The sequence below is a fragment of the Bradyrhizobium sp. BR13661 genome (genome assembly GCF_029892425.1).
Lineage (GTDB): Bacteria > Pseudomonadota > Alphaproteobacteria > Rhizobiales > Xanthobacteraceae > Bradyrhizobium.
Genome location: NZ_JARXWB010000022.1, coordinates 104,558 through 122,919 on the forward strand (window position 1 = coordinate 104,558; position 18,362 = coordinate 122,919).

Annotated in this window: 17 protein-coding genes; 4 read left to right on the top strand and 13 right to left on the bottom strand. The window is 64.0% G+C overall.

Annotation, left to right across the window (positions count from 1 at the left end):
• Positions 1-10: 10 nt before the first annotated feature.
• The 11 genes from M2427_RS29390 to M2427_RS29440 all read right to left on the bottom strand — a co-directional run bounded on the left by M2427_RS29390 (position 11) and on the right by M2427_RS29440 (position 11,203).
• Positions 11-889 (bottom strand): SMP-30/gluconolactonase/LRE family protein, encoded by an 879-nt coding sequence (locus M2427_RS29390; protein ID WP_280710406.1) that lies wholly within the window; start codon positions 887-889, stop codon positions 11-13.
• Positions 889-1,965, bottom strand: coding sequence for an aldose epimerase family protein (locus M2427_RS29395; protein ID WP_280710372.1), 1,077 nt, complete (start codon positions 1,963-1,965; stop codon positions 889-891). The genes M2427_RS29390 and M2427_RS29395 overlap by 1 nt, the downstream gene beginning before the upstream one ends.
• 2 nt (positions 1,966-1,967) lie before the next feature.
• Positions 1,968-2,894: a Gfo/Idh/MocA family oxidoreductase gene (locus tag M2427_RS29400; protein ID WP_280710373.1), complete on the bottom strand. Its 927-nt coding sequence runs from the start codon at positions 2,892-2,894 to the stop codon at positions 1,968-1,970.
• On the bottom strand, positions 2,891-3,658 hold the full coding sequence (locus M2427_RS29405) for a FadR/GntR family transcriptional regulator (protein WP_280710374.1): 768 nt from the start codon (positions 3,656-3,658) through the stop codon (positions 2,891-2,893). The genes M2427_RS29400 and M2427_RS29405 overlap by 4 nt, the downstream gene beginning before the upstream one ends.
• Positions 3,655-4,635 (bottom strand): galactofuranose ABC transporter, permease protein YjfF, encoded by a 981-nt coding sequence (gene yjfF, locus M2427_RS29410; RefSeq protein WP_280710375.1) that lies wholly within the window; start codon positions 4,633-4,635, stop codon positions 3,655-3,657. The genes M2427_RS29405 and yjfF overlap by 4 nt, the downstream gene beginning before the upstream one ends.
• Positions 4,632-5,624: an ABC transporter permease gene (locus M2427_RS29415; RefSeq protein ID WP_280710376.1), complete on the bottom strand. Its 993-nt coding sequence runs from the start codon at positions 5,622-5,624 to the stop codon at positions 4,632-4,634. Before M2427_RS29415 ends, yjfF begins: the two co-directional genes overlap by 4 nt.
• Complete coding sequence (locus M2427_RS29420) at positions 5,621-7,162, bottom strand: sugar ABC transporter ATP-binding protein (protein WP_280710377.1); 1,542 nt, start codon at positions 7,160-7,162, stop codon at positions 5,621-5,623. Before M2427_RS29420 ends, M2427_RS29415 begins: the two co-directional genes overlap by 4 nt.
• A 116-nt stretch (positions 7,163-7,278) precedes the next feature.
• On the bottom strand, positions 7,279-8,244 hold the full coding sequence (gene ytfQ, locus M2427_RS29425) for a galactofuranose ABC transporter, galactofuranose-binding protein YtfQ (protein ID WP_280710378.1): 966 nt from the start codon (positions 8,242-8,244) through the stop codon (positions 7,279-7,281).
• A gap of 290 nt (positions 8,245-8,534) precedes the next feature.
• Positions 8,535-9,707, bottom strand: coding sequence for a fumarylacetoacetate hydrolase family protein (locus M2427_RS29430; protein WP_280710379.1), 1,173 nt, complete (start codon positions 9,705-9,707; stop codon positions 8,535-8,537).
• Positions 9,708-9,814: 107 nt separating this feature from the next.
• A complete protein-coding gene (locus M2427_RS29435; RefSeq protein ID WP_280710380.1) occupies positions 9,815-10,873 on the bottom strand; it encodes a putative sulfate exporter family transporter in 1,059 nt (352 codons plus the stop codon).
• A 111-nt stretch (positions 10,874-10,984) separates the two neighbouring features.
• Positions 10,985-11,203 carry a hypothetical protein gene (locus M2427_RS29440; RefSeq protein ID WP_280710381.1) on the bottom strand — a complete coding sequence of 73 codons (219 nt, stop codon included), beginning with the start codon at positions 11,201-11,203 and terminating at the stop codon, positions 10,985-10,987.
• Positions 11,204-11,443: 240 nt separating this feature from the next.
• Between M2427_RS29440 and M2427_RS29445 the strand changes: the two genes are divergently transcribed.
• Positions 11,444-13,354: an NAD(P)/FAD-dependent oxidoreductase gene (locus M2427_RS29445; RefSeq protein ID WP_280710382.1), complete on the top strand. Its 1,911-nt coding sequence runs from the start codon at positions 11,444-11,446 to the stop codon at positions 13,352-13,354.
• Positions 13,355-13,365: 11 nt separating this feature from the next.
• On the opposite strand, the gene ald is transcribed toward M2427_RS29445, so the two are convergent.
• Positions 13,366-14,481 (bottom strand): alanine dehydrogenase, encoded by a 1,116-nt coding sequence (gene ald / locus M2427_RS29450; protein WP_280710383.1) that lies wholly within the window; start codon positions 14,479-14,481, stop codon positions 13,366-13,368.
• Between the two features lie 134 nt (positions 14,482-14,615).
• Between ald and M2427_RS29455 the strand changes: the two genes are divergently transcribed.
• From M2427_RS29455 to M2427_RS29465, 3 genes are all read left to right on the top strand, one after another.
• Complete coding sequence (locus tag M2427_RS29455) at positions 14,616-15,095, top strand: Lrp/AsnC family transcriptional regulator (protein ID WP_280710384.1); 480 nt, start codon at positions 14,616-14,618, stop codon at positions 15,093-15,095.
• Positions 15,096-15,186: 91 nt separating this feature from the next.
• A complete protein-coding gene (locus tag M2427_RS29460; RefSeq protein WP_280710385.1) occupies positions 15,187-17,544 on the top strand; it encodes an Orn/Lys/Arg decarboxylase N-terminal domain-containing protein in 2,358 nt (785 codons plus the stop codon).
• A gap of 6 nt (positions 17,545-17,550) precedes the next feature.
• The gene (locus M2427_RS29465; RefSeq protein ID WP_280710386.1) at positions 17,551-18,129 is read left to right on the top strand and encodes an N-acetyltransferase family protein; all 579 of its coding nucleotides are present in this window, start codon (positions 17,551-17,553) and stop codon (positions 18,127-18,129) included.
• A 3-nt stretch (positions 18,130-18,132) separates the two neighbouring features.
• Here M2427_RS29465 and M2427_RS29470 read toward each other — a convergent pair whose 3' ends face one another.
• On the bottom strand, positions 18,133-18,345 hold the full coding sequence (locus M2427_RS29470) for a hypothetical protein (protein WP_280710387.1): 213 nt from the start codon (positions 18,343-18,345) through the stop codon (positions 18,133-18,135).
• Between the last annotated feature and the right edge of the window lie 17 nt (positions 18,346-18,362).

The window sequence follows — 18,362 nt, forward strand, 5'->3', positions numbered from 1 at the left end:
TTCGGATCTCCTATGCGAGCTTGACATCAGGCTCCGCGCGACCGCGCGCGGAGGCTTGTAGCAGAAACGTGCGGCCGGCCAGTGGGTCGGCGGCGCGCGCCTCCGCATCCATATCCTGCCAGGCGGACGTGACAAGCAGGCGCGACAAATCGGGGCCGACGAAAGCAGGGCAACTCGCCTGTCTGGCGGGCACATGCAGCGAGCGCAGGCGCTCGCCTTGGGGAGAATAGACATCGACCCTGCCGGCGCCCCAGCAGGCGTTCCATATCTGCCCGTCGGCATCGCACACGGAGCCATCGAGCCCGCCGACGCCGGTGTGGCGGAGCAACACGTCCGGCTCCCCGCGCGGCAGGCCCGTGTCGGGATTGAGCGGCACAGCGTAAAGCACGGCGCGCACCGTATCGGTGAAGTAGCCGGTGGCACCATCCGGCGAAAAGCAGATCGAGTTGGGAATGCTGATGCCCGGAAACAGCGTCGAGATCTTGCCACGGTGGAGCGCGTAGATTGCTCCCGCCCCCCGCTCGGCCTTGCGCCCCATGGTGCCGATCCAGAACGTGCCGGATCGATGCACACGGCAATCATTGGAACGCGTCGCAGGATTATCCGCTTCAAGCGGACAGAACAGCGTCATCACGCCATCGGCGACTGTTCGGATGTAGAGACCATCCTCCGCAACGATGAGCTGCCGCTCGGCATCGATCCGCCCAAGCGCGCTCGCCATCCGGCCGAGCGCGTGGACGCGGATCGTACCGCCACCGAGATGCGCCTCGAATAGCTTCCCTTCGCGAATGTCGAACCACCAGGCGGTGTCGGTGGCCACGTCATAGGTCGGCCCCTCGCCGAGGTGGCAGGGATGATCCGAGAGAACGGAGGTTGGCACCTCTTCCATCATGGCGACCTCACCGCAAAGCGATAGACGGTGTGATGGCGATAGACGCCGCCGGGATCGAGGCGCGGGCTCGGAAAGTCCGGCCGGTTCGGCGCATTCGGCCAGATATGCGGCTCGAGGCACAACGCGTCCGATTGACGGATCAGCTTGCCGCCCTTGCCCGAGATCGAGCCGTCGAGATAGTTGCCGGAATAGACTTGCAAGCCAGGCTGGTCGGTGAACAGCTCCATGATCCGCCCTGAAAGCGGTGCCTCCAGCCGGGCCGCGAGCGCGAGCTTGCCGTCGCGCGCGAGGCAATAGGTGTGGTCGTAGCCCTTGCCATTCCGCAATTGCTGATCGTTCTCGCGGATACGTGCGCCGACAGCGTGGGCCTCGCGGAAGTCGAATGCTGTGCCGGCCACCGCGCGCGGCGATTCCGGCAGCGGGATGGCGATGGGATCAATGGCCAGGAAATGCTCTGCCGCGACCGTCAGTTTGTGATCGAGGATGGACGTGCCTGACATGGCACCTTCCAAATTGAAAAAGCTGTGGTTGGTGAGGTTCACGATGGTCGGGCGATCGGTCCGCGCCTCCATCGTCAGCGACAGCTCGGTCGGGCCGGTGACGCGATAGGTCAGGATCACATCGAGCTTGCCGGGATAATTCTCCTCGCCGTGCGGGCTCGTGTAGGTCAGCGTAACCGCAGGGCTCGCGCCGTCGTCGATCCCGGCAATGTCCCAGAGCTTGCGATCGAAACCATCGAGACCGCCATGCAGCGCGTTGGGGCCGTTGTTGATTGGAAGCCGGAAAGTCTCGCCGTCGAGCGCGAACTGTCCGTTAGCGATACGGTTGGCGTAGCGGCCCACTGTCGCGCCGAAAAACTTGCGTTCGGCGAGATAGCCGGCGAAGGCGTCATGGCCCAGCACGACGTCGTCGTAACGGCCCTTGGCGTCCGGCGCGATCAGCGCCTGGATCACCGCGCCATGGGTGATGATGCGAGCCTCAAACCCGCCCTCCCCGCGCAGCACGATACGCTCGACACTGCGTCCATCCGGCAGCGTTCCGAAAACGTCTTTGGTTACTTTCGCACCAACCATGTCTAGTCCACAAACGGTTCGACGATATCACGCTTGCCGAGCAGGAAAGCGTCGGCGACGAGACGAAGCGGTGCCAGGTCGACATCGCTCGCGCCTGACGCCGCGAGCTTGACGAAGTGACGGTAGAGTTCTCGATATTCCTCATCAGGCGCCTCGGCAACAACCTTGCCGTCGACCGCCATGATCCTGCCGCCGCGGGACAACGTCATCCGGCCCTGATCGGTTTCCGCGACGATATCCCAGCTCTGCGGCCCGGTCTGACGAAAGTCGAACTCGGCTGTGACAGGCAGACCGCTGATGTCGGTCAGCGTCAGGTTGGCGGCAATCGGCGACTGGCAATTGGCCGGAAAGGCAAGTTTGGCCGCGGTGACGAACACCGGCCTTGGCAGGATGCGGGTCAGGATCGAGAGCGCATTGATGCCGGGATCGAACACGCCGAGCCCGCCGGGCTCCCAGATCCAGGCCTGGCCCGGATGCCAGACGCGGACGTCTTCCTTCCAGATGATGTGCACCGACTTGATCTGGCGCGTCGCCAGCCATTCACGGGCCGGTTCGACGGCCGGCGCGTGGCGCGAATGCCAGGTCGCAAACAAGGTGCGCTTTGCATCTGCTGCCATCGCCACCAGCGGATCGAGCTCGGCAACGCCGATGCCGGGTGGCTTCTCCAGCATGACATGCTTGCCGGCGGCGAGTGCCGCGGCGGCCTGGGCGCGTCGCACCTGCGGCGGGGTGCAGAGCGATACCGCATCGATCTCCGGGCCCTTCTCCAGCAGCTCCTCGATGGTCGCAAAATGCGGCAGGCCCGGCAGCGACGCGTTACGACTGGCAACGGCGGCAAGCATGGCGCCTGACGTCGCGGCGATCGCACCGACATGCTGGTCGCGCGCGATCTTGCCGAATCCGACGATGGCGATACGAAGATCTGTCACGAACTTTCTCCAGATTCTACAGGTGCGGCCGGCGCTGTCTCGGCCGCCATTCCCTTATGCCGGCGCATGCCGTTGTGAATGACGAAGGCCATGGCTTCGGCCGCTGCCTCAGCGTCACCGGCTGCAATCGAGTCGGCGATCTTCTGGTGCCAGACCAACGCGATCTCGCGGTCCTCCGACCCGGCAGGTGCACTGAGCATGAACGCCGTGCGCAAGGCGGCTTCGATCACATGCCCGATGGAGCGCATGAACGGATTGCCGGACGCTCGCGCCACCGCAAGGTGCAAAGCGAGATCGGCTTCGGCAAAGCCAACGGACTCGGACGTTTCCTGCCGCATGCGGTCCATGCTGCGTTGAAGCTCGGCGACGTCTTCCTCCGAACGGCGCTTGGCCGCGAGCGCTGCCGCGCGCGGTTCGACCGCAAGACGTATCTCGGCGAGATCGTTGAGAAAGCGCCTGTCGATGCCGGCGTCGAGATGCCAGGCGAGCACATCGGCGTCGAACATGTTCCAGGCGGCGCGCCCGCGTACGACAGTGCCAACCCGGGCCTTGGTGGTGAGCAGTCCCTTGGCGACCAGCGTCTTCACGCTCTCGCGGAGCACCGGCCGCGACACGCCAAACATCGCCGTCAGCTCGGCATCGCCCGGAAGCCGCACGCCTTCCGCATACCGGCCCGCGATGATGTCGACACCGATCGAGCGGGACACCTCCGCGTGGTTCGAATGGGCCCGTCGTGTCGGGATAACGACGATGCGCGAGGTCATGGGGCTGCTCCCACGCGCTTTGCCACTGGTCGGCGCGCCAGCGCAACCAATCCTTGCTGAAGGGCAATGAAGGCAAACAGCAAGATGCCGGTCGCGATCTTGGTCCACCAGCTCGACAGCGTGCCGTCGAAATTGATGTAGGTCTGGATCATGCCCTGGATCAGCACGCCGAGGAAGGTGCCGATCACCGAACCCTGCCCGCCCGTGAGTAGCGTGCCGCCGATGACCACGGCCGCGATGCTGTCGAGCTCGACGCCGACGGCGGAGAGCGAATAGCCGGCGCTTGTATAGAAGGAGAACACGATGCCGGCGATCCCTGCGAGCAGGCTCGACAGCATGTAGATCTTCACCGTCATCCTGCCGACCGCGACGCCCATCAGGCTGGCGGTCGCCCTGTTACCGCCGAGTGCATAGACATTGGCACCGAACCGGGTGAGATGCAGCAGAAGTGCGCCGCCGATCGCGATGGCCAGCATGATGATCGCAACCGCGCTCAGCCGTCCGCCCCCGGGCATCCGCAACGCAAAATCGGATACGGTTGAATAAACCGGCGCGGTAATCGGCACCGATTCCGTCGACAGCAGGAAGCTTGCGCCACGCGCCAGGAACATGCCAGCCAGCGTCACGATGAAGGGCGGCAGGTCGAAGACGTGGATGATCGCGCCCATCGCCGCGCCAAAGGCCGCCGAGAGCACGAGGATGGCGACGAAAGCGATCAGCGGCGGCACGCCCCAGCGCTCGATCGCAAGCGCGACGAACACAGTGGTGAAGCCGATGACGGAGCCGACCGAGAGATCGATGCCGCCGGAGATAATCACGAAGGTCATGCCGGTCGCGACGATGCCAAGGAAGGCGTTGTCGGTGAGGAGATTGCCGACCACGCGGGTGGAGGCGATGTTGGGAAACTGCACTGCGCAAGCTGCGAAGCCCGCTACCAGAACGACGGCCGTGATCAGGACTGGCGGGAGCCCTTTCATGGGTTTGCCCTCCGCAGCCGCGCCATGATGCCGGCAAAGCCGGACAATTTTGGCGATTGTAGCAGCAGCACTGCGAGCACCACCACCGCCTTGACCAGCAGGTTGAACTCCGGCGGATAGCCCGACAGCAAGATACCCGTGTTCATGGTCTGGATGATCAGCGCACCCAACACAGCCAGAACCAGGCTGAAGCGCCCACCGAACAGCGAGGTTCCGCCGATCACGACCGCAAGGATGGCGTCGAGCTCGAGCCACAGGCCGGCATTGTTGGCATCCGCCCCCATGATGTCGGCTGCTGCGATCACGCCGGCAAGCGCTGCGCAGACACCGCACCAGACATAGACCGCCAGGATCATCGCCCGGGTACCGACGCCAGCAAGCTCGCTCGCCCGTGCATTGCCGCCGGTCGCCTCGATCAGGAGGCCGAGCGCCGAGCCGCGGACCACAGCACAAGTCAAGATCAGCATGCCAAGCGCGATCACGACCGGGACCGGGACGCCAAGAATGGCGCCGTTGCCGAGCCAGACCAGATCCGGCGAGGTAAAGGTCACGATGCGCCCCTCGGTGATAAGCTGAGCGATGCCGCGCCCTGCCACCATCAGGATCAGCGTCGCCACGATCGGCTGCATGCCGAGAACGGCTACAAGAAAGCCGTTCCACAATCCGCAGACGAGTCCAGCGCCGAGCGCAGCCCCCAGCACCACCGGCAGACCATGACTATCGGCGAGACTTGCGGCAATCGCGCCGCAGATGGCCATCACCGCGCCGACCGAGAGATCGATGCCGCGTGTCGCGATCACCAACACCATTCCGAGCGAGAGCAGCGCCACCGGCGTGCCGCGATTAAGCACGTCGATCATGCTACCGAACAGACGGCCGTCCTGAAGGCGCAGGTCGAAGAACTGCGGCGACACCACGCGGTCGACCGCGAGGATCACGATCAGCGCCAGGATCTGGGCAAGGCCGCGGCGCGGCAACAACGCTGTCATGCCCGGGCCTCTTGCACCGCCGCGCCATCGGCGGCGATGGCCGCGAGAATATTGGTGACGTCGATCGCCTCGCCCGCGAGCTCCTCGACATGGGCGCGATCGCGCAGCACGATCACGCGATCGGAATAGGTCACGATCTCGTCGAGCTCGGAGGAGATCACGAGCAGCGCCAGCCCGTCGTCACAGAGCTCGCGGATCAGGCGGATGATCTCGGCATGCGCACCGACGTCGATGCCGCGCGTCGGTTCATCCAGCACGAGGAGCCGCGGTGACGTCGCGAGCCAGCGCGCCAGCAGGGCTTTTTGCTGATTGCCGCCGGAGAGCAGGCCGACGGGCCGCTCTGGATCAGGCGGACGGATATCGAGCATCTTGACGTAACGTTTGGCGATCTCGTCCTGCTCGCGGCGCGACAGCGGCCGATGCAGGCCGCGCTTGGCTTGGAGCGCGAGCACGATGTTCTCGCGCACGGTGAGCTCGGCGACGATGCCGTCGGTCTTGCGTTCCTCCGGGCAATAGCCAAAGCCGTGGCGCACGCCGTCGCGCGGCGACTGCAGCCGTATGGTAGCGCCCTCCACCCTCGCCTGCCCGCCATCGGCGCGCTCGGCGCCGAACACCAGCCGCGCCGTCTCGGTCCGGCCCGAGCCGAGCAGCCCGGCGAGGCCGACAACCTCACCATGCCGCAGCTCGAGATTGAAGGGGGCGACGTAGCCGGCCTTGCCGTAATTCTCGAAGCTCGCGCAGACCTCGCGCGGCAGACCGTCGCTCGTGGCCGTGCGTGCGCCGGTGGTCTCGGCCAGCTCGCGGCCCAGCATCATCCGGATCAACTCCAGCCGCGGCAACGAGGCTGTCTCACGCTCGCCGACCAGGCGGCCGTTGCGCAACACCGTGATGCGATCGGAAATCTCGTAGACCTGATCGAGGAAATGGCTGACGAAGACGATGCCGATGCCGCGTTTGGCCAGCTGGCGCATGATGCCAAAGAGGATCTCGACCTCGTGGCGATCGAGGCTCGCGGTTGGCTCGTCCAGGATCAGCACGCGGGCGGAGAGATCGACCGCGCGTGCGATCGCGGTGACATGCTGGATCGCCACCGAATAATTGCCGAGCGGTGCGGCCACATCGATGTCGAGACCGAAATCCGCAAGCAGCGCCCTTGCGCGGCGGCGCATCTCGCCGTCGCGCACGATACCGAAGCGCATCGGCTGGCGATCGAGAAACAGATTCTGCGCCACCGACAGGTTCGGCAGCAGATTGACTTCCTGGTAAACGGTAGCAATGCCGGCCTGAAGCGCCGCCTTGGCCGAACGCGGTGCAACCTCTTCGCCGCCCAGCCTGACGACACCGGCATCGCGCGGGAACACGCCGGTGACGACCTTGATCAGCGTGGATTTGCCGGCGCCATTCTCGCCGAGCAGCGCATGGATCTCGCCCGCGCGAAGCGTAAAATCCACTTCCTGCAGCGCGCGCACCGCACCAAAGCTCTTGCTGATCCCGCGCACCTCCAGGAGGGACGGAGCAGGATCAAGGCTGTTCTCCATAACGACGTCACTCCCGGCGGCGCCCGCTTATGCTGCGGACGCCCAGCCTATTCGTTCGCGCAGCGATTGCGAAGGGGGTGCCGGACCACGAGGCGTGATCCGGCGAGACGCCCGCCTCAGTAACCGAGGCCCTTCTTGCTGTCGTATTCCTTCTGCGGATTGTCGGTGGCGGTGAGCAGCCTGGATTCGGTCTGAATCCACTTCGGCGGAACGGTGCCCTTTTCCTTGAAGGCCGCGACGGCGTCGAAGGCCGGGCCCGCCATGTTCGGCGTCAGCTCGACCGTTGCATTGGCTTCACCGGCAACCATCGCCTTGAAGATGTCAGGAACTGCGTCGATCGACACGGTGAGGATGTCCTTGCCTGGCTTGAGGCCGGCTTCCTTCATCGCCTGGATCGCCCCGACCATCATGTCGTCGTTGTGGGCGTAGACCGCGCAGATGTTCTTGCCGCCGCCTTCGGCCTTGATGAAGCTTTCCATGACTTCCTTGCCCTTGGCGCGGGTGAAGTCACCGGTCTGGCTGCGCACAATTTTCAGGTTGGCGTGCTTGGCGACCGCCGTGTCAAAGCCCTTCTTGCGGTTGGCGGCGACGCTGGCGCCGACCGTGCCCTGCAATTCGACGATGTTGCACGCCTTGTCGCCGACGGTCTTGGCCAGCCAGTCGCCGGCGACCTCGCCTTCGTGGACGCTGTCCGAGGTGACGGCGGTGAGATAGAGGTCCTTGCCCGACGGGTCGATGTCGCGGTCGAGCAGCACCACCGGGATCTTGGCTTCCTTGGCTTCCTTCAGCACCGCATCCCAGCCGGTCGCGACGACGGGCGCGAGGAAGATCGCGTCGACATTCTGCGCAATGAAGGAGCGGATCGCCTTGATCTGGTTTTCCTGCTTCTGCTGCGCGTCGGCAATCTTGAGATTGACCTTGCGCTTGGCGGCCTCCTGCTTGGAGACCGACGTCTCGGCCGCGCGCCAGCCGGATTCCGATCCGATCTGCGAGAAGCCGACGGTGAGCTCAGCGGCATTCGCCGGCACCGCGAGCAACAACGCGGCCGTGGCGCTGGCCGCAAAGAGGGCTTTGAGGATCATCAGGCGGGTCTCCCAAAAATGTTATCCGGGGCACCGATTGGTATCATGGAACCCTCAGGCCGGCCTCTGAGGCGGCGAGAGGGACTATTTCACGGAAGTTCACGCCCGTATAGTCATATTATTTGACTATTGAGACGAATGACGTGGGAACGCGGGAGACGAACGCGCGCGACACGCAAAGGGAGAACTCTCTGACAAATACAATGAGGGGATGAACAAGAATATGCGGGGATGGATCGGCACCCATCCGTCATGCCGACGCGCGTAAGCGAACCGAAAACGGAGCTGCGCTAAATCAGCTTCCGCTGCGCGAGGTTCTTCATCAGCGCACCGATGCCGAACGTCCAGGGCTCGCACTCGTCGCTGGTCCGCATGCGGTTGACGAGCTTGCCGAGCTGCGGCGCGGCGATCGTGACGATGTCGTCACGCTTGTGCGTAAAACCCTGCCCCGGCGCATCGCGATCCTTGACCGGCGCGAACATCGTGCCGAGAAACAGCACGAAGCCGTCGGGATACTGATGCACCTTGCCGATGGTCTGACCGACGAGGTCGGTCGGGTCGCGGCTGATCATGCTGATCGAGGAATGGCCGTCGAGCACGAAGCCATCGGTGCCCTTCACGTTCAGGCTGATATCGAGCTTGCGGGCATCGTCGAGCGTGAAGGTGTCGTCGAACAAACGCAGCAGCGGTCCGATCGAACACGACGCATTATTGTCCTTGGCCTTCGACAACAGCAGCGCCGAGCGGCCCTCGAAGTCGCGCAGGTTCACGTCGTTGCCGAGCGCGCCGCCGACGATCTTGCCGCGGCTGGAGACGAACAGCACGAGCTCGGGCTCGGGGTTGTTCCAGGTCGACTTCGGATGCAGCCCGGCATCCATGCCGGTGCCGACCGAGGACAACGTAGGCGCCTTGGTGAAGACCTCAGCATCGGGACCGATGCCGACCTCGAGATACTGGCTCCAGGCGTTCTGGTCGATCAGCACCTGCTTCAGATGCATCGCCTGGTCCGAGCCCGGCTTGAGTTTTGACAGATCGTCGCCGATCAGCCGCGTCACTTCCTTACGGATCGCTTCGGCCGAGGCCGGATTGCCCTTGGCCCGCTCCTCGATGACGCGTTCCAGCATCGAGATCGCGAAGGTGACGCCGGCGGCCTTCAAGGTCTGGAGATCGACCGGTGCGAGGAGCCAGGGCTTGTTCGGATCGCGCCGATCCGGCGCCGTGTTGGCGACGATGGCCTCGAGATCGCCAATGCGCTCGCCCTTGACCGCTGCCAGCGCCTTGGCCGGATTGTCCTCCTCGCAGAGGGCGCTGACGGTCGGGAACTTTGCAGTGACATCGAAGACGCCGTCAGCGCGCACGGCGACAACAGCCGGGCCGCTCGCCTGAGGCAGCCAGACACGACCGACCAGCGATCCCTTCGTTCCATCTTCGGGGAGAAGGTCTTTAACCGTCAAACTCGTCATGGCGGGCGTCCTCGCTGTTTTCCGAACCGGCCGCGTTCGAACGGCGGCCGATCACGTTGCGAAACCAATAAACGCCTGGCGGGGGAAGTCCAGAGAGCAAGGCGATCTCACTTGAACCAGTGCACCAGCGCGATGCTGATGCCGAGCAACAGCATCAACGACAGCGTCACCGCCGCGGTCACCCTTCCTCCGACGTTCGCCAGCACGCGCACGTCGACGCCGAGACCGAGCGCAGCCATCGACACCACCGTGAGGAAGCTTGTGATCTTCGTCACCGGCCCCACCACCGTGCCCGGCACGATCTCCAGCGAACGCAAGGTCGCCAGCGCGAGGAAGCCCAGGATGAACCATGGCACCAGGCGGAAGAAGCCGACATTGGTCTTCTTCGCGCCGGTCTGCCAGCGCGAGGCAATCAGCGAAAGGCCGACGACCACGGGGCCGAGCATCAAGACGCGCATCAGCTTGACCAGCGTGCCGATCTGCGTGGAGATCAGGCCCGCGGGCACCGTTGCCGCGAGCACCTGCGGCACGGCGTAGACGGTCAAACCTGCGAGGATGCCGTATTGCGTGGCGGTGAGCTGCAACAGCGGGATCAGCAGCGGTAGGCCGAGCACCATCATCACGCCGAGGATCGCGGTGAAGGAAATCGAAGACGCGATCTCGTCGCTGTTCGCGCCAATGATCGGCGCAACCGCCGCGATCGCGGAGTTGCCGCAGATGGAATTGCCGCAAGCAATCAGGATCGACAGCCGCGTCGACAGGCCGAGCATGCGGCTGAGACCGAAGGAGACGGAAAGCGCGATCACGACGACCGCCGCGATCGCGGCCAGCAGCGCGATGCCCGAGGCGGCGATAGCTGCAAAGCTGATGGAGGCGCCGAGCAGCATCACCGCCACTTCGAGCAGCTGCTTGGCGCTGAAGGCGATGCCGGCCTGCCAGCGTGCCGCAGGCTTCCAGAAGCTGCGCAACGCCATCCCCAGGAGGATCGCCATCACCAGCGCTTCAACATAGGGGTGCTCGAACACGCCAAGCTCGGCCCGCTCCAGCAGGGCCGAGACGCCGGCGACGGCGATACACATGAGAATGCCGGGAATCAGCGCGAGGATCCGACTAAAGGCCGTGGTCGGCTTGGAATCGGCCGGGCTGGATGCTTGATTCTGCGACACAAATCTCTCCCTGGGGAGAAAGATTTATACGCACGACGATCCGTTCGGGGAATAAGTTTTCAGCATATCAGGGCCGAGAGAAGTTCTATCCCCAGCCTGGAATAACCCAGCTCAGAACAGCAGGTTCTTCGCGAGTGAGGCGACGTGGCCGAAGCTGTCATAGACGCCCGGCTCGAAGAACACCGCGCGGGCGAGCACGACACCCGCGACCAGCGTCCAGAACACGCCGGTGCCGACCCGCAGCAACAGTTTCGAGCTGCGCGACTGCGCCTGGGTGTCCGTTGCGGACACCAGCTGCTCGCCGAAGGGCTCAAATCCTGTGCGTTCCATGGCCGTCAATCCATCCACTTCTGATCCGAAATGTCGTCGTTTCGGCCCCAAACGGCAATGGAAGCGATTGGCGTTTTTCCCTCCCGGAAGGGAAACTCCTTCTGCTCGGAGGCCGCGAGGCAATAGTTTTCTTCTTTTGCCCCATTCAGGCACCGGAACACGGCCGGCGGCCTGCCGCATAGACGATTCCGCCCCTGTCCACTACCGTGCCGCAACCCGCAAGGAAATCAGAAGAAGACGATGAACGTCGAATCTCCCCGCAAGCCGCTCGACCTCGGCTCGGCCATCGCGGAAGCGGACATCCGCTGCCTCCTTATGGTGCTGGTGCACATGACCGGCGACGAGCGCTGGCTGGAGCCGCCCTATCTGCCCAAACGCGACATCCGCCTCATCCCCGATCCCGAGGCCGGCGTACCCCGCGAGATCCAGGACGAGATCCGCGCCGCCGTGGTCAGGCTGTTTGCCGACATCACGCCCAGACCTGTCATCGCCGATCCCGGCGAAGAGCTGTTGCTCAAGATGATGCGCGCCTGTCTCGGTGAGAACGTCGCGCCCGAATACGCGCCGCTGATGCGCGAGGAGATGGGCTTTGTCTCGCGCGTGGCGCGCTGGACCAAGCGGCCTACGGACGACAAGCTTGCCGCACAGCATGTCCTCATCGTCGGCGCCGGCGTCTGCGCCATCGCGCTGGCCGTGGCGCTCGGCCATCTCGGCATCCCCTATACCATCGTCGAGAAGAACGCCGAGCTCGGCGGCACCTGGTGGATCAACCGCTATCCCGGCTGCGGCGTCGATACGCCAAATCACTCCTATTCGTATTCGTTCGGCTCGGGCAATGCGTGGACGCGCTATTTCTGCCAGCGCGAGGAATTGCTCGGTTACCTCAAGAAGGTCGCGGACGAGTACGGCATCCGCAAGCATCTGCGCGTCGACACCGATCTGACGGCGTCGCACTGGGACGACGGCAAGCGGCGCTGGATCTCGACGCTGAAGACGAAGAACGGCGAAGAGATCTTTGAATCCACCGCGCTGGTCTCGGCCATCGGCCAGCTCAACGATCCCTCGCGCACGCATTTCAAGGGCGAAGAGGATTTCAACGGCACGATCCTGCACTCGGCGCTGTGGTCTGATAGCATCAAGCTCGACGGCAAGCATGTCGCCGTAATCGGCACCGGCGCAACCTCGATGCAGCTTGTGCCGACGATCGCCGGGCGCGTTGCTTCCGTCACGGTCTACCAGCGCAGCGCGCAATGGGCGCGGCCGGTGAAGGGCTACGCCGATCCCATCACCGAAGGCGCTCGCTGGCTGCTCGCGCATCTGCCGTTCTACGTGCAGTGGTATCGCTTCAACATGTTCTGGCGCTATGGCGACGGATTGCTGCCGTTCCTGCGCAAGGATCCGGCCTGGCCGCATCCCGAGCGCGCCGTCAACAAGGGCAACGACCGGCATCGCCAGGAATTGACCGACTTCATCCTGACCGAGCTAAAGGACCGGCCGGACCTGATCGAAAAATGCGTGCCGACCTATCCGCCCTACGGCAAACGCATCCTGCTCGACAACAACTGGTTCAAAACTTTGACGCGCGACAACGTCGAGCTCGTCACCAACACGATCGACCATTTTGACGAAAGCGGCATCGTCACCGCCGACGGAAAGCACCGGCCCGCCGACATCATTGTCGTTGCCACCGGCTTCAAGGTCACCGAGATGGCCGCGCGCCTCAATATCAGCGGCCGCGACGGCAAGAATTTGCGCGAGGCCTGGGCCAATGACAATCCGACCGCCTTCCTCGGCCTCACCGTTCCCGACTTTCCCAACTTCTTCTGCATGCTCGGGCCGAATTCAGGCCCGGCGCATGGCGGCAGCGTCATCTTCCAGTCGGAGTGCCAGAGCCGCTACATCTCCGCCTGCCTCGCCAACATGATCGAGCACGACATCGTCGCGATCGACGTCCGCCCGGAGGTGCTCGATGACTACGTTCGCAAAGTCGATGCCGAGCACGAGGCGATGATCTGGACCCATCCGGGCATGAGCACCTACTACCGCAACGCAAGCGGCCGCGTATTCTCGGCGATGCCGTGGCGCTTCGTGGACTACTGGCGCATGACGCATGATCCCGACATGCGGCAGTACAGATTGATGAAGGCGTAGACCTCGCGACTCTAAGCCGCCAGCCCGCTACTGACAGGCGCGAATTCCATCCCGAGACTCTCCGCCACCGCCTTGTTGGTGATGCGACCGCGATGCACGTTGAGCCCATTGCGCAAATGGGGATTTTCCAGCACCGCGGCAAAACCCTTGTTCGCCAGCATCAGGCCGAACGGGAGCGTCGCATTGTTCAGCGCCTGGCTCGATGTCACCGGCACCGCGCCCGGCATGTTCGCAACGCAATAGTGCACGACCCCGTCGACCTCGTAGGTCGGGTCGGCATGTGTCGTCGCGTGCGAACTCTCGAAGCAGCCGCCCTGGTCGATGGCGACGTCGACGAGGACTGCGCCCGGCCGCATCGATTTCAGCATCGCTCGCGTGACGAGTTTTGGTGCGCTCGCGCCGGGCACCAGGACCGCACCGATCACGACATCGGCGGCAAACACCTCGTCTTCGACAGATTCGATCGTGGAGAAGCGGGTCCGAACTCGTCCGGCAAAGAGATCATCGAGCTCGCGCAAGCGCGGAATCGAGCGGTCGATCACGGTAACCTCCGCGCCGAGGCCCGCGGCCATGCGCGCGGCCTGCGTTCCGACCACGCCGCCCCCCAGCACGACGACGCGCGCCGGCTGCACGCCGGGCACTCCACCGAGCAGCAATCCACGACCGCCAGCCGAGCGCTTGAGCGCGGCGCCGGCGGCCTCGATGGCGAGGCGGCCGGCGACTTCGCTCATCGGCGCCAGCAGGGGGAGGTGACCGGCGGCGTCGGTGACCGTTTCATAGGCGATCGCTGTGCAGCCGGACTCAAGAAGGCCCTTGGCCTGCTCGGGATCCGGCGCGAGATGCAGGTAAGTAAACAGGATCTGGCTTTCGCGGAGCTGGGCCCATTCGCTCTTCTGCGGCTCCTTCACCTTCACGATCATGTCGCAGCTGGCGAAGATGTCACGCGCACTCGCGGCAGTGGAGGCCCCTGCCCGCTGGTACACTTCGTCGGACGCGCCAATGCCACTGCCGGCGCCGGTCTCGACCGTCACCTGATGCCCGGCTGCGACATATTCGCGGACGGCCCCCGGGGTGAGCCCGACGCGATATTCCTGGACCTTGATCTCTTTGGGCACACCGATGCGCATCCTGGTCTCCTTTTTGATTCACCCTGAGATCGTAGCGACGCAGGCAGTTTGGTTTCGTGCAAATATCCGCTAGCTTCGGCCTCTCCGCGCCGGTTTCGGTCGCGGAAGTGCCCTTTCACGCCGGAATCGAAACCTTGGCCCTCGACCGCAAAGACCTCGCCATTCTCGCGGAACTCACGACCAATGCGCGCGCCAGCCATACCGAGCTTGCCAACAAGGTTGGCTTGTCCAGTACGGCGCTGGCGCGGCGCCAGAAGACGCTGGAGGACGACGGCTACATCCGGGCCTATCAGGCCGTGCTGGACCTCGCTCAGTTCGGCCTCACCACGACAGTGCTGGTGCGCATTGCGTTGGAGAGCCAGAGCGACGAGGCGCTGAAGGCGTTCGAGGCGGAGGTGGTGAAATGCCCCTCGGTCGTCCGCTGCTTTCTGATGTCGGGCACCGACGACTACATCCTGATCGTGCTCGCCCGCGACATCCAGGATTTCGAACGCATCCACCGCACCGAGCTGTCGCGCCTGCCGCGCGTCGCGCGCGTGCAATCGAGTTTCGCGCTGCGCGAGGTCGTCAACCGCGCGGTGCCGACCGTGGTGTTCGGCGAAACGAAACGGTAGGAGCACTACCTGCGCCCAATTGCCGCCTCTGTCATATAACTGTCACTGAATGTGCAGAGACCTGTCCGTCTCCGCATATTCGGGACAAGCCATGGACTATTTCAAGCGCTTCAACTTCCTGTTCGCCGCACCTGTGTTCGACGCCGACGACCTCGAAGGCGTCCGCTTCAACCAGATCATCGAGGAAATCCAGCGCTCCGGCTTCGAGGTGGTCCGGGCCCGCAAGCTGGAGGACGCCGAGATTGCCGTGCAGACCGATGCCGCGATCGGTTGCATGGTGGTGGATTGGGGCAAGAAAGGGCTCGAGGGCAAGACCTCGGCGCTGATCAACCTGATGCGGCGCCGCGGTCTCGACTTCCCGATCATCCTGCTGATCCGACGCAAGCGCTTCGAAGATTTGCCGGTCGAACTGCTCGACTTCATCGATGGCTATGTCTTCCTGTCCGAAGAGACCCCGCCCTTCATCGCCAAGAACCTGATCAGCCGGCTGAAACAATATGCCGAGACGCTGAAAACGCCGTTCTTCGGTGCGCTCGTCGACTACGCCGAGGAAGGCAACCAGCTCTGGACTTGCCCGGGCCACAATGGCGGCGTGTTCTACAACCGCAGCCCGATCGGCCGGGTCTTCGTCGAGCATCTCGGCGAATCCGTCTTCCGCGACGATCTCGACAATTCCGTGCTCGATCTCGGTGACCTCCTCACCCATGAAGGCCCCGCGCTGAAAGCGCAGAAGGAAGCCGCGCAGATCTTTGGCGCGGAAAAAACCTATTTCGTGCTCAACGGCACTTCGACCTCGAACAAGGTCGCGCTCGGCGCTCTCGTCACCGACGGCGACCTGGTGCTGTTCGACCGCAACAATCACAAGGCCGCCCATCACGGCGCGCTGATGATCGGCGGCGGCATCCCCGTCTATGTGCCGACCATTCGCAACGCCTGGGGCCTGATCGGTCCGATGCGTTGGGATCTGCTCGACGAGAAGGCCCTGCGCGAGGCAATCCGCAATCACCCGTTGGTGACGGACAAGGACGCCTGGCGCAAGGAACGGCCGTTCCGCGTCGCCGTGGTCGAGCAATGCACCTATGACGGCACGATCCACAACGCTGAAATGATCCTGAAGCGCATTGGTCACCTCTGCGAGTACATTCTGTTCGACGAGGCCTGGGCCGGCTTCATGAAATTTCACCCGCTCTATGCAGGTCGCTTCGCGATGGGCCTTGCCAACCTTCCGCCGGAAGCGCCGGGGATTATCGCGACGCAATCAACCCACAAGCAGCTTGCGAGTTTTTCGCAGGCATCGCAGATCCACATCAAGGACCGCCACATCCGCGGCCAGAAGCGGCGCGTCGAACATCGCCGCTTCAACGAAAGCTTCATGCAGCACGCCTCGACCTCTCCCTTCTACCCCCTCTTCGCGTCACTGGATGTCGGTGCGCAGATGATGAAGGGGCGATCGGGCGAGGTGCTCTGGGACGATACAATTCGCCTCGGCATTGAGTTGCGCAAAAAAATCCGCGCAATGCGCCGGGAGTTTGAGGAGAAGGAGCAAAATCCCGACCGTCGCTGGTTCTTCGAGCCCTTCGTTCCCGATCGCGTCGCCATTTCCGACGTCAGCCGCCCCGGTGGCACGCACAATGTCGCCTGGGAAACGCTGTCGACCGACGAACTCGCCACCAATCCAGCGCTGTGGCACCTCTCGCCCGACAGCAATTGGCACGGCTTCCCCGGCATGGCCGAGGGCTTTGCCATGACCGATCCGAACAAGCTGACGCTGCTCACCCCCGGCTTCGACCGCGCCACCGGCGCCTATGCCGAGCACGGCATCCCCGCGCCGGTCGTCGCGCAATACCTGCGCGAAAACCGTATCGTGCCCGAAAAGAACGACCTCAACTCCCTGCTCTTCCTGCTCACGCCCGGCGTCGAGGCGAGCAAAGCCGGCACGCTGATATCAGGCCTCGTTGCCTTCAAGAAGCTGCATGACGACAACGCTCTCTTGGCCGACGCCATCCCGGAATTCTACCAGCGGCGGCAGGGGCGCTATGCCGGCGTGCGGCTGCGCGACCTCTGCGGCGAGATGCACCGCTTTTTCCGCTCCGCCGATGTCAGTGCGCTCCAGGCGCGGCAGTTCATGCCCGAGCACATGCCCGAGATCGCAATGTCACCGCGCGATGCTGCGCGCTATCTGTTCAAGAACGACGTCGACTATCTGCCGATCGAGGCGGTCGCCGGCCGCATCGCCACCACGCCCTTCGTGGTCTATCCGCCCGGGATTGCCACCATCGTCCCCGGCGAGCGGCTGACGGAACGCGCCAAGCCCATGGTGGACTATCTCAAGATGTTCGAGACCTGCTTCAATACGTTCCCGGGCTTCGATGTGGAAATCCAGGGCGTCTACAAGGAAGTCGATGCCAAGGGTCGCATCGGGCTCTATACCTATGTCGTCACTGAGTAGGTGCCGATGAACAAAACAGCAGTAGCGCGTTCAGATGACGAACCGGTCGTGATCCGGGCGTCACGCGAGAGCGATGTCGAGGCGATGATGGCGATCTATCGTCATCACGTCCGCAATGGCGTGCCGCGCGATGTCGAGGGAACCGGCGCGCCGGAGCCGAACGATCTGCGCGACCGGCGCAAGAATTTGAAGCAGACCCGCCTTCCACATCTGGTCGCGACGTATCGCGGCGAGGTCGTCGGCTATGCCTATGCGGTGCTGTTTCGCAAGCGACCGGCCTATCGCTATACGGCCAAGCACTCGATCTACGTCCATCACGAGCATCTCGGCCGCGGCGTCGGACGGCTGCTCCTTCAGGAATTGATCGATGCCTGCGCGGCGACCGGATTCCGCCAGATGATCGGCTATATCGATGCCGACAACGCGCCCTCGCTGGCGCTGCACGAGAAGTTCGGATTTGCGCGCGTCGGCCTGCTCTGCGGCGTGGCTTACCGGCACGGCCGCTGGTCTGATACCGCCATGGTGCAGCGCTCGCTCGGCGCCGGCGTCACCGCGCCGCCACCTGTCGCAGCACCGGGCCGCTGAGCCTTACGAGGGAAAGTCAGCTGGTTTGACCTGGATGCGGTCGGCATGCAACGACCAATGATGCAACGCCTGGTCCTTGCAAAACTTCGCTTTCGCCCGCTCCCTGGCTTCGTCCTCGTCGGCGGCGTCGATCTCAAGCGTGCCCTGGCAGATTTCGCTCTGCCGGCCGTACTGGCCGAGCACGTCCTTCATGAACGTGACGACATAAGTTGACATGGGACCTCCTGCTACCG

Excerpts from the sequence above, each read along its gene's own strand:
- M2427_RS29390 (WP_280710406.1), bottom strand. The coding sequence starts at position 889 with ATGGAAGAGGTGCCAACCTCCGTTCTCTCGGATCATCCCTGCCACCTC.
- M2427_RS29395 (WP_280710372.1), bottom strand. The coding sequence starts at position 1,965 with ATGGTTGGTGCGAAAGTAACCAAAGACGTTTTCGGAACGCTGCCGGAT.
- M2427_RS29405 (WP_280710374.1), bottom strand. The coding sequence starts at position 3,658 with ATGACCTCGCGCATCGTCGTTATCCCGACACGACGGGCCCATTCGAAC.
- yjfF (WP_280710375.1), bottom strand. The coding sequence starts at position 4,635 with ATGAAAGGGCTCCCGCCAGTCCTGATCACGGCCGTCGTTCTGGTAGCG.
- M2427_RS29415 (WP_280710376.1), bottom strand. The coding sequence starts at position 5,624 with ATGACAGCGTTGTTGCCGCGCCGCGGCCTTGCCCAGATCCTGGCGCTG.
- M2427_RS29420 (WP_280710377.1), bottom strand. The coding sequence starts at position 7,162 with ATGGAGAACAGCCTTGATCCTGCTCCGTCCCTCCTGGAGGTGCGCGGG.
- ytfQ (WP_280710378.1), bottom strand. The coding sequence starts at position 8,244 with ATGATCCTCAAAGCCCTCTTTGCGGCCAGCGCCACGGCCGCGTTGTTG.
- M2427_RS29430 (WP_280710379.1), bottom strand. The coding sequence starts at position 9,707 with ATGACGAGTTTGACGGTTAAAGACCTTCTCCCCGAAGATGGAACGAAG.
- M2427_RS29440 (WP_280710381.1), bottom strand. The coding sequence starts at position 11,203 with ATGGAACGCACAGGATTTGAGCCCTTCGGCGAGCAGCTGGTGTCCGCA.
- M2427_RS29445 (WP_280710382.1), top strand. The coding sequence starts at position 11,444 with ATGAACGTCGAATCTCCCCGCAAGCCGCTCGACCTCGGCTCGGCCATC.
- ald (WP_280710383.1), bottom strand. The coding sequence starts at position 14,481 with ATGCGCATCGGTGTGCCCAAAGAGATCAAGGTCCAGGAATATCGCGTC.
- M2427_RS29460 (WP_280710385.1), top strand. The coding sequence starts at position 15,187 with ATGGACTATTTCAAGCGCTTCAACTTCCTGTTCGCCGCACCTGTGTTC.
- M2427_RS29465 (WP_280710386.1), top strand. The coding sequence starts at position 17,551 with ATGAACAAAACAGCAGTAGCGCGTTCAGATGACGAACCGGTCGTGATC.
- M2427_RS29470 (WP_280710387.1), bottom strand. The coding sequence starts at position 18,345 with ATGTCAACTTATGTCGTCACGTTCATGAAGGACGTGCTCGGCCAGTAC.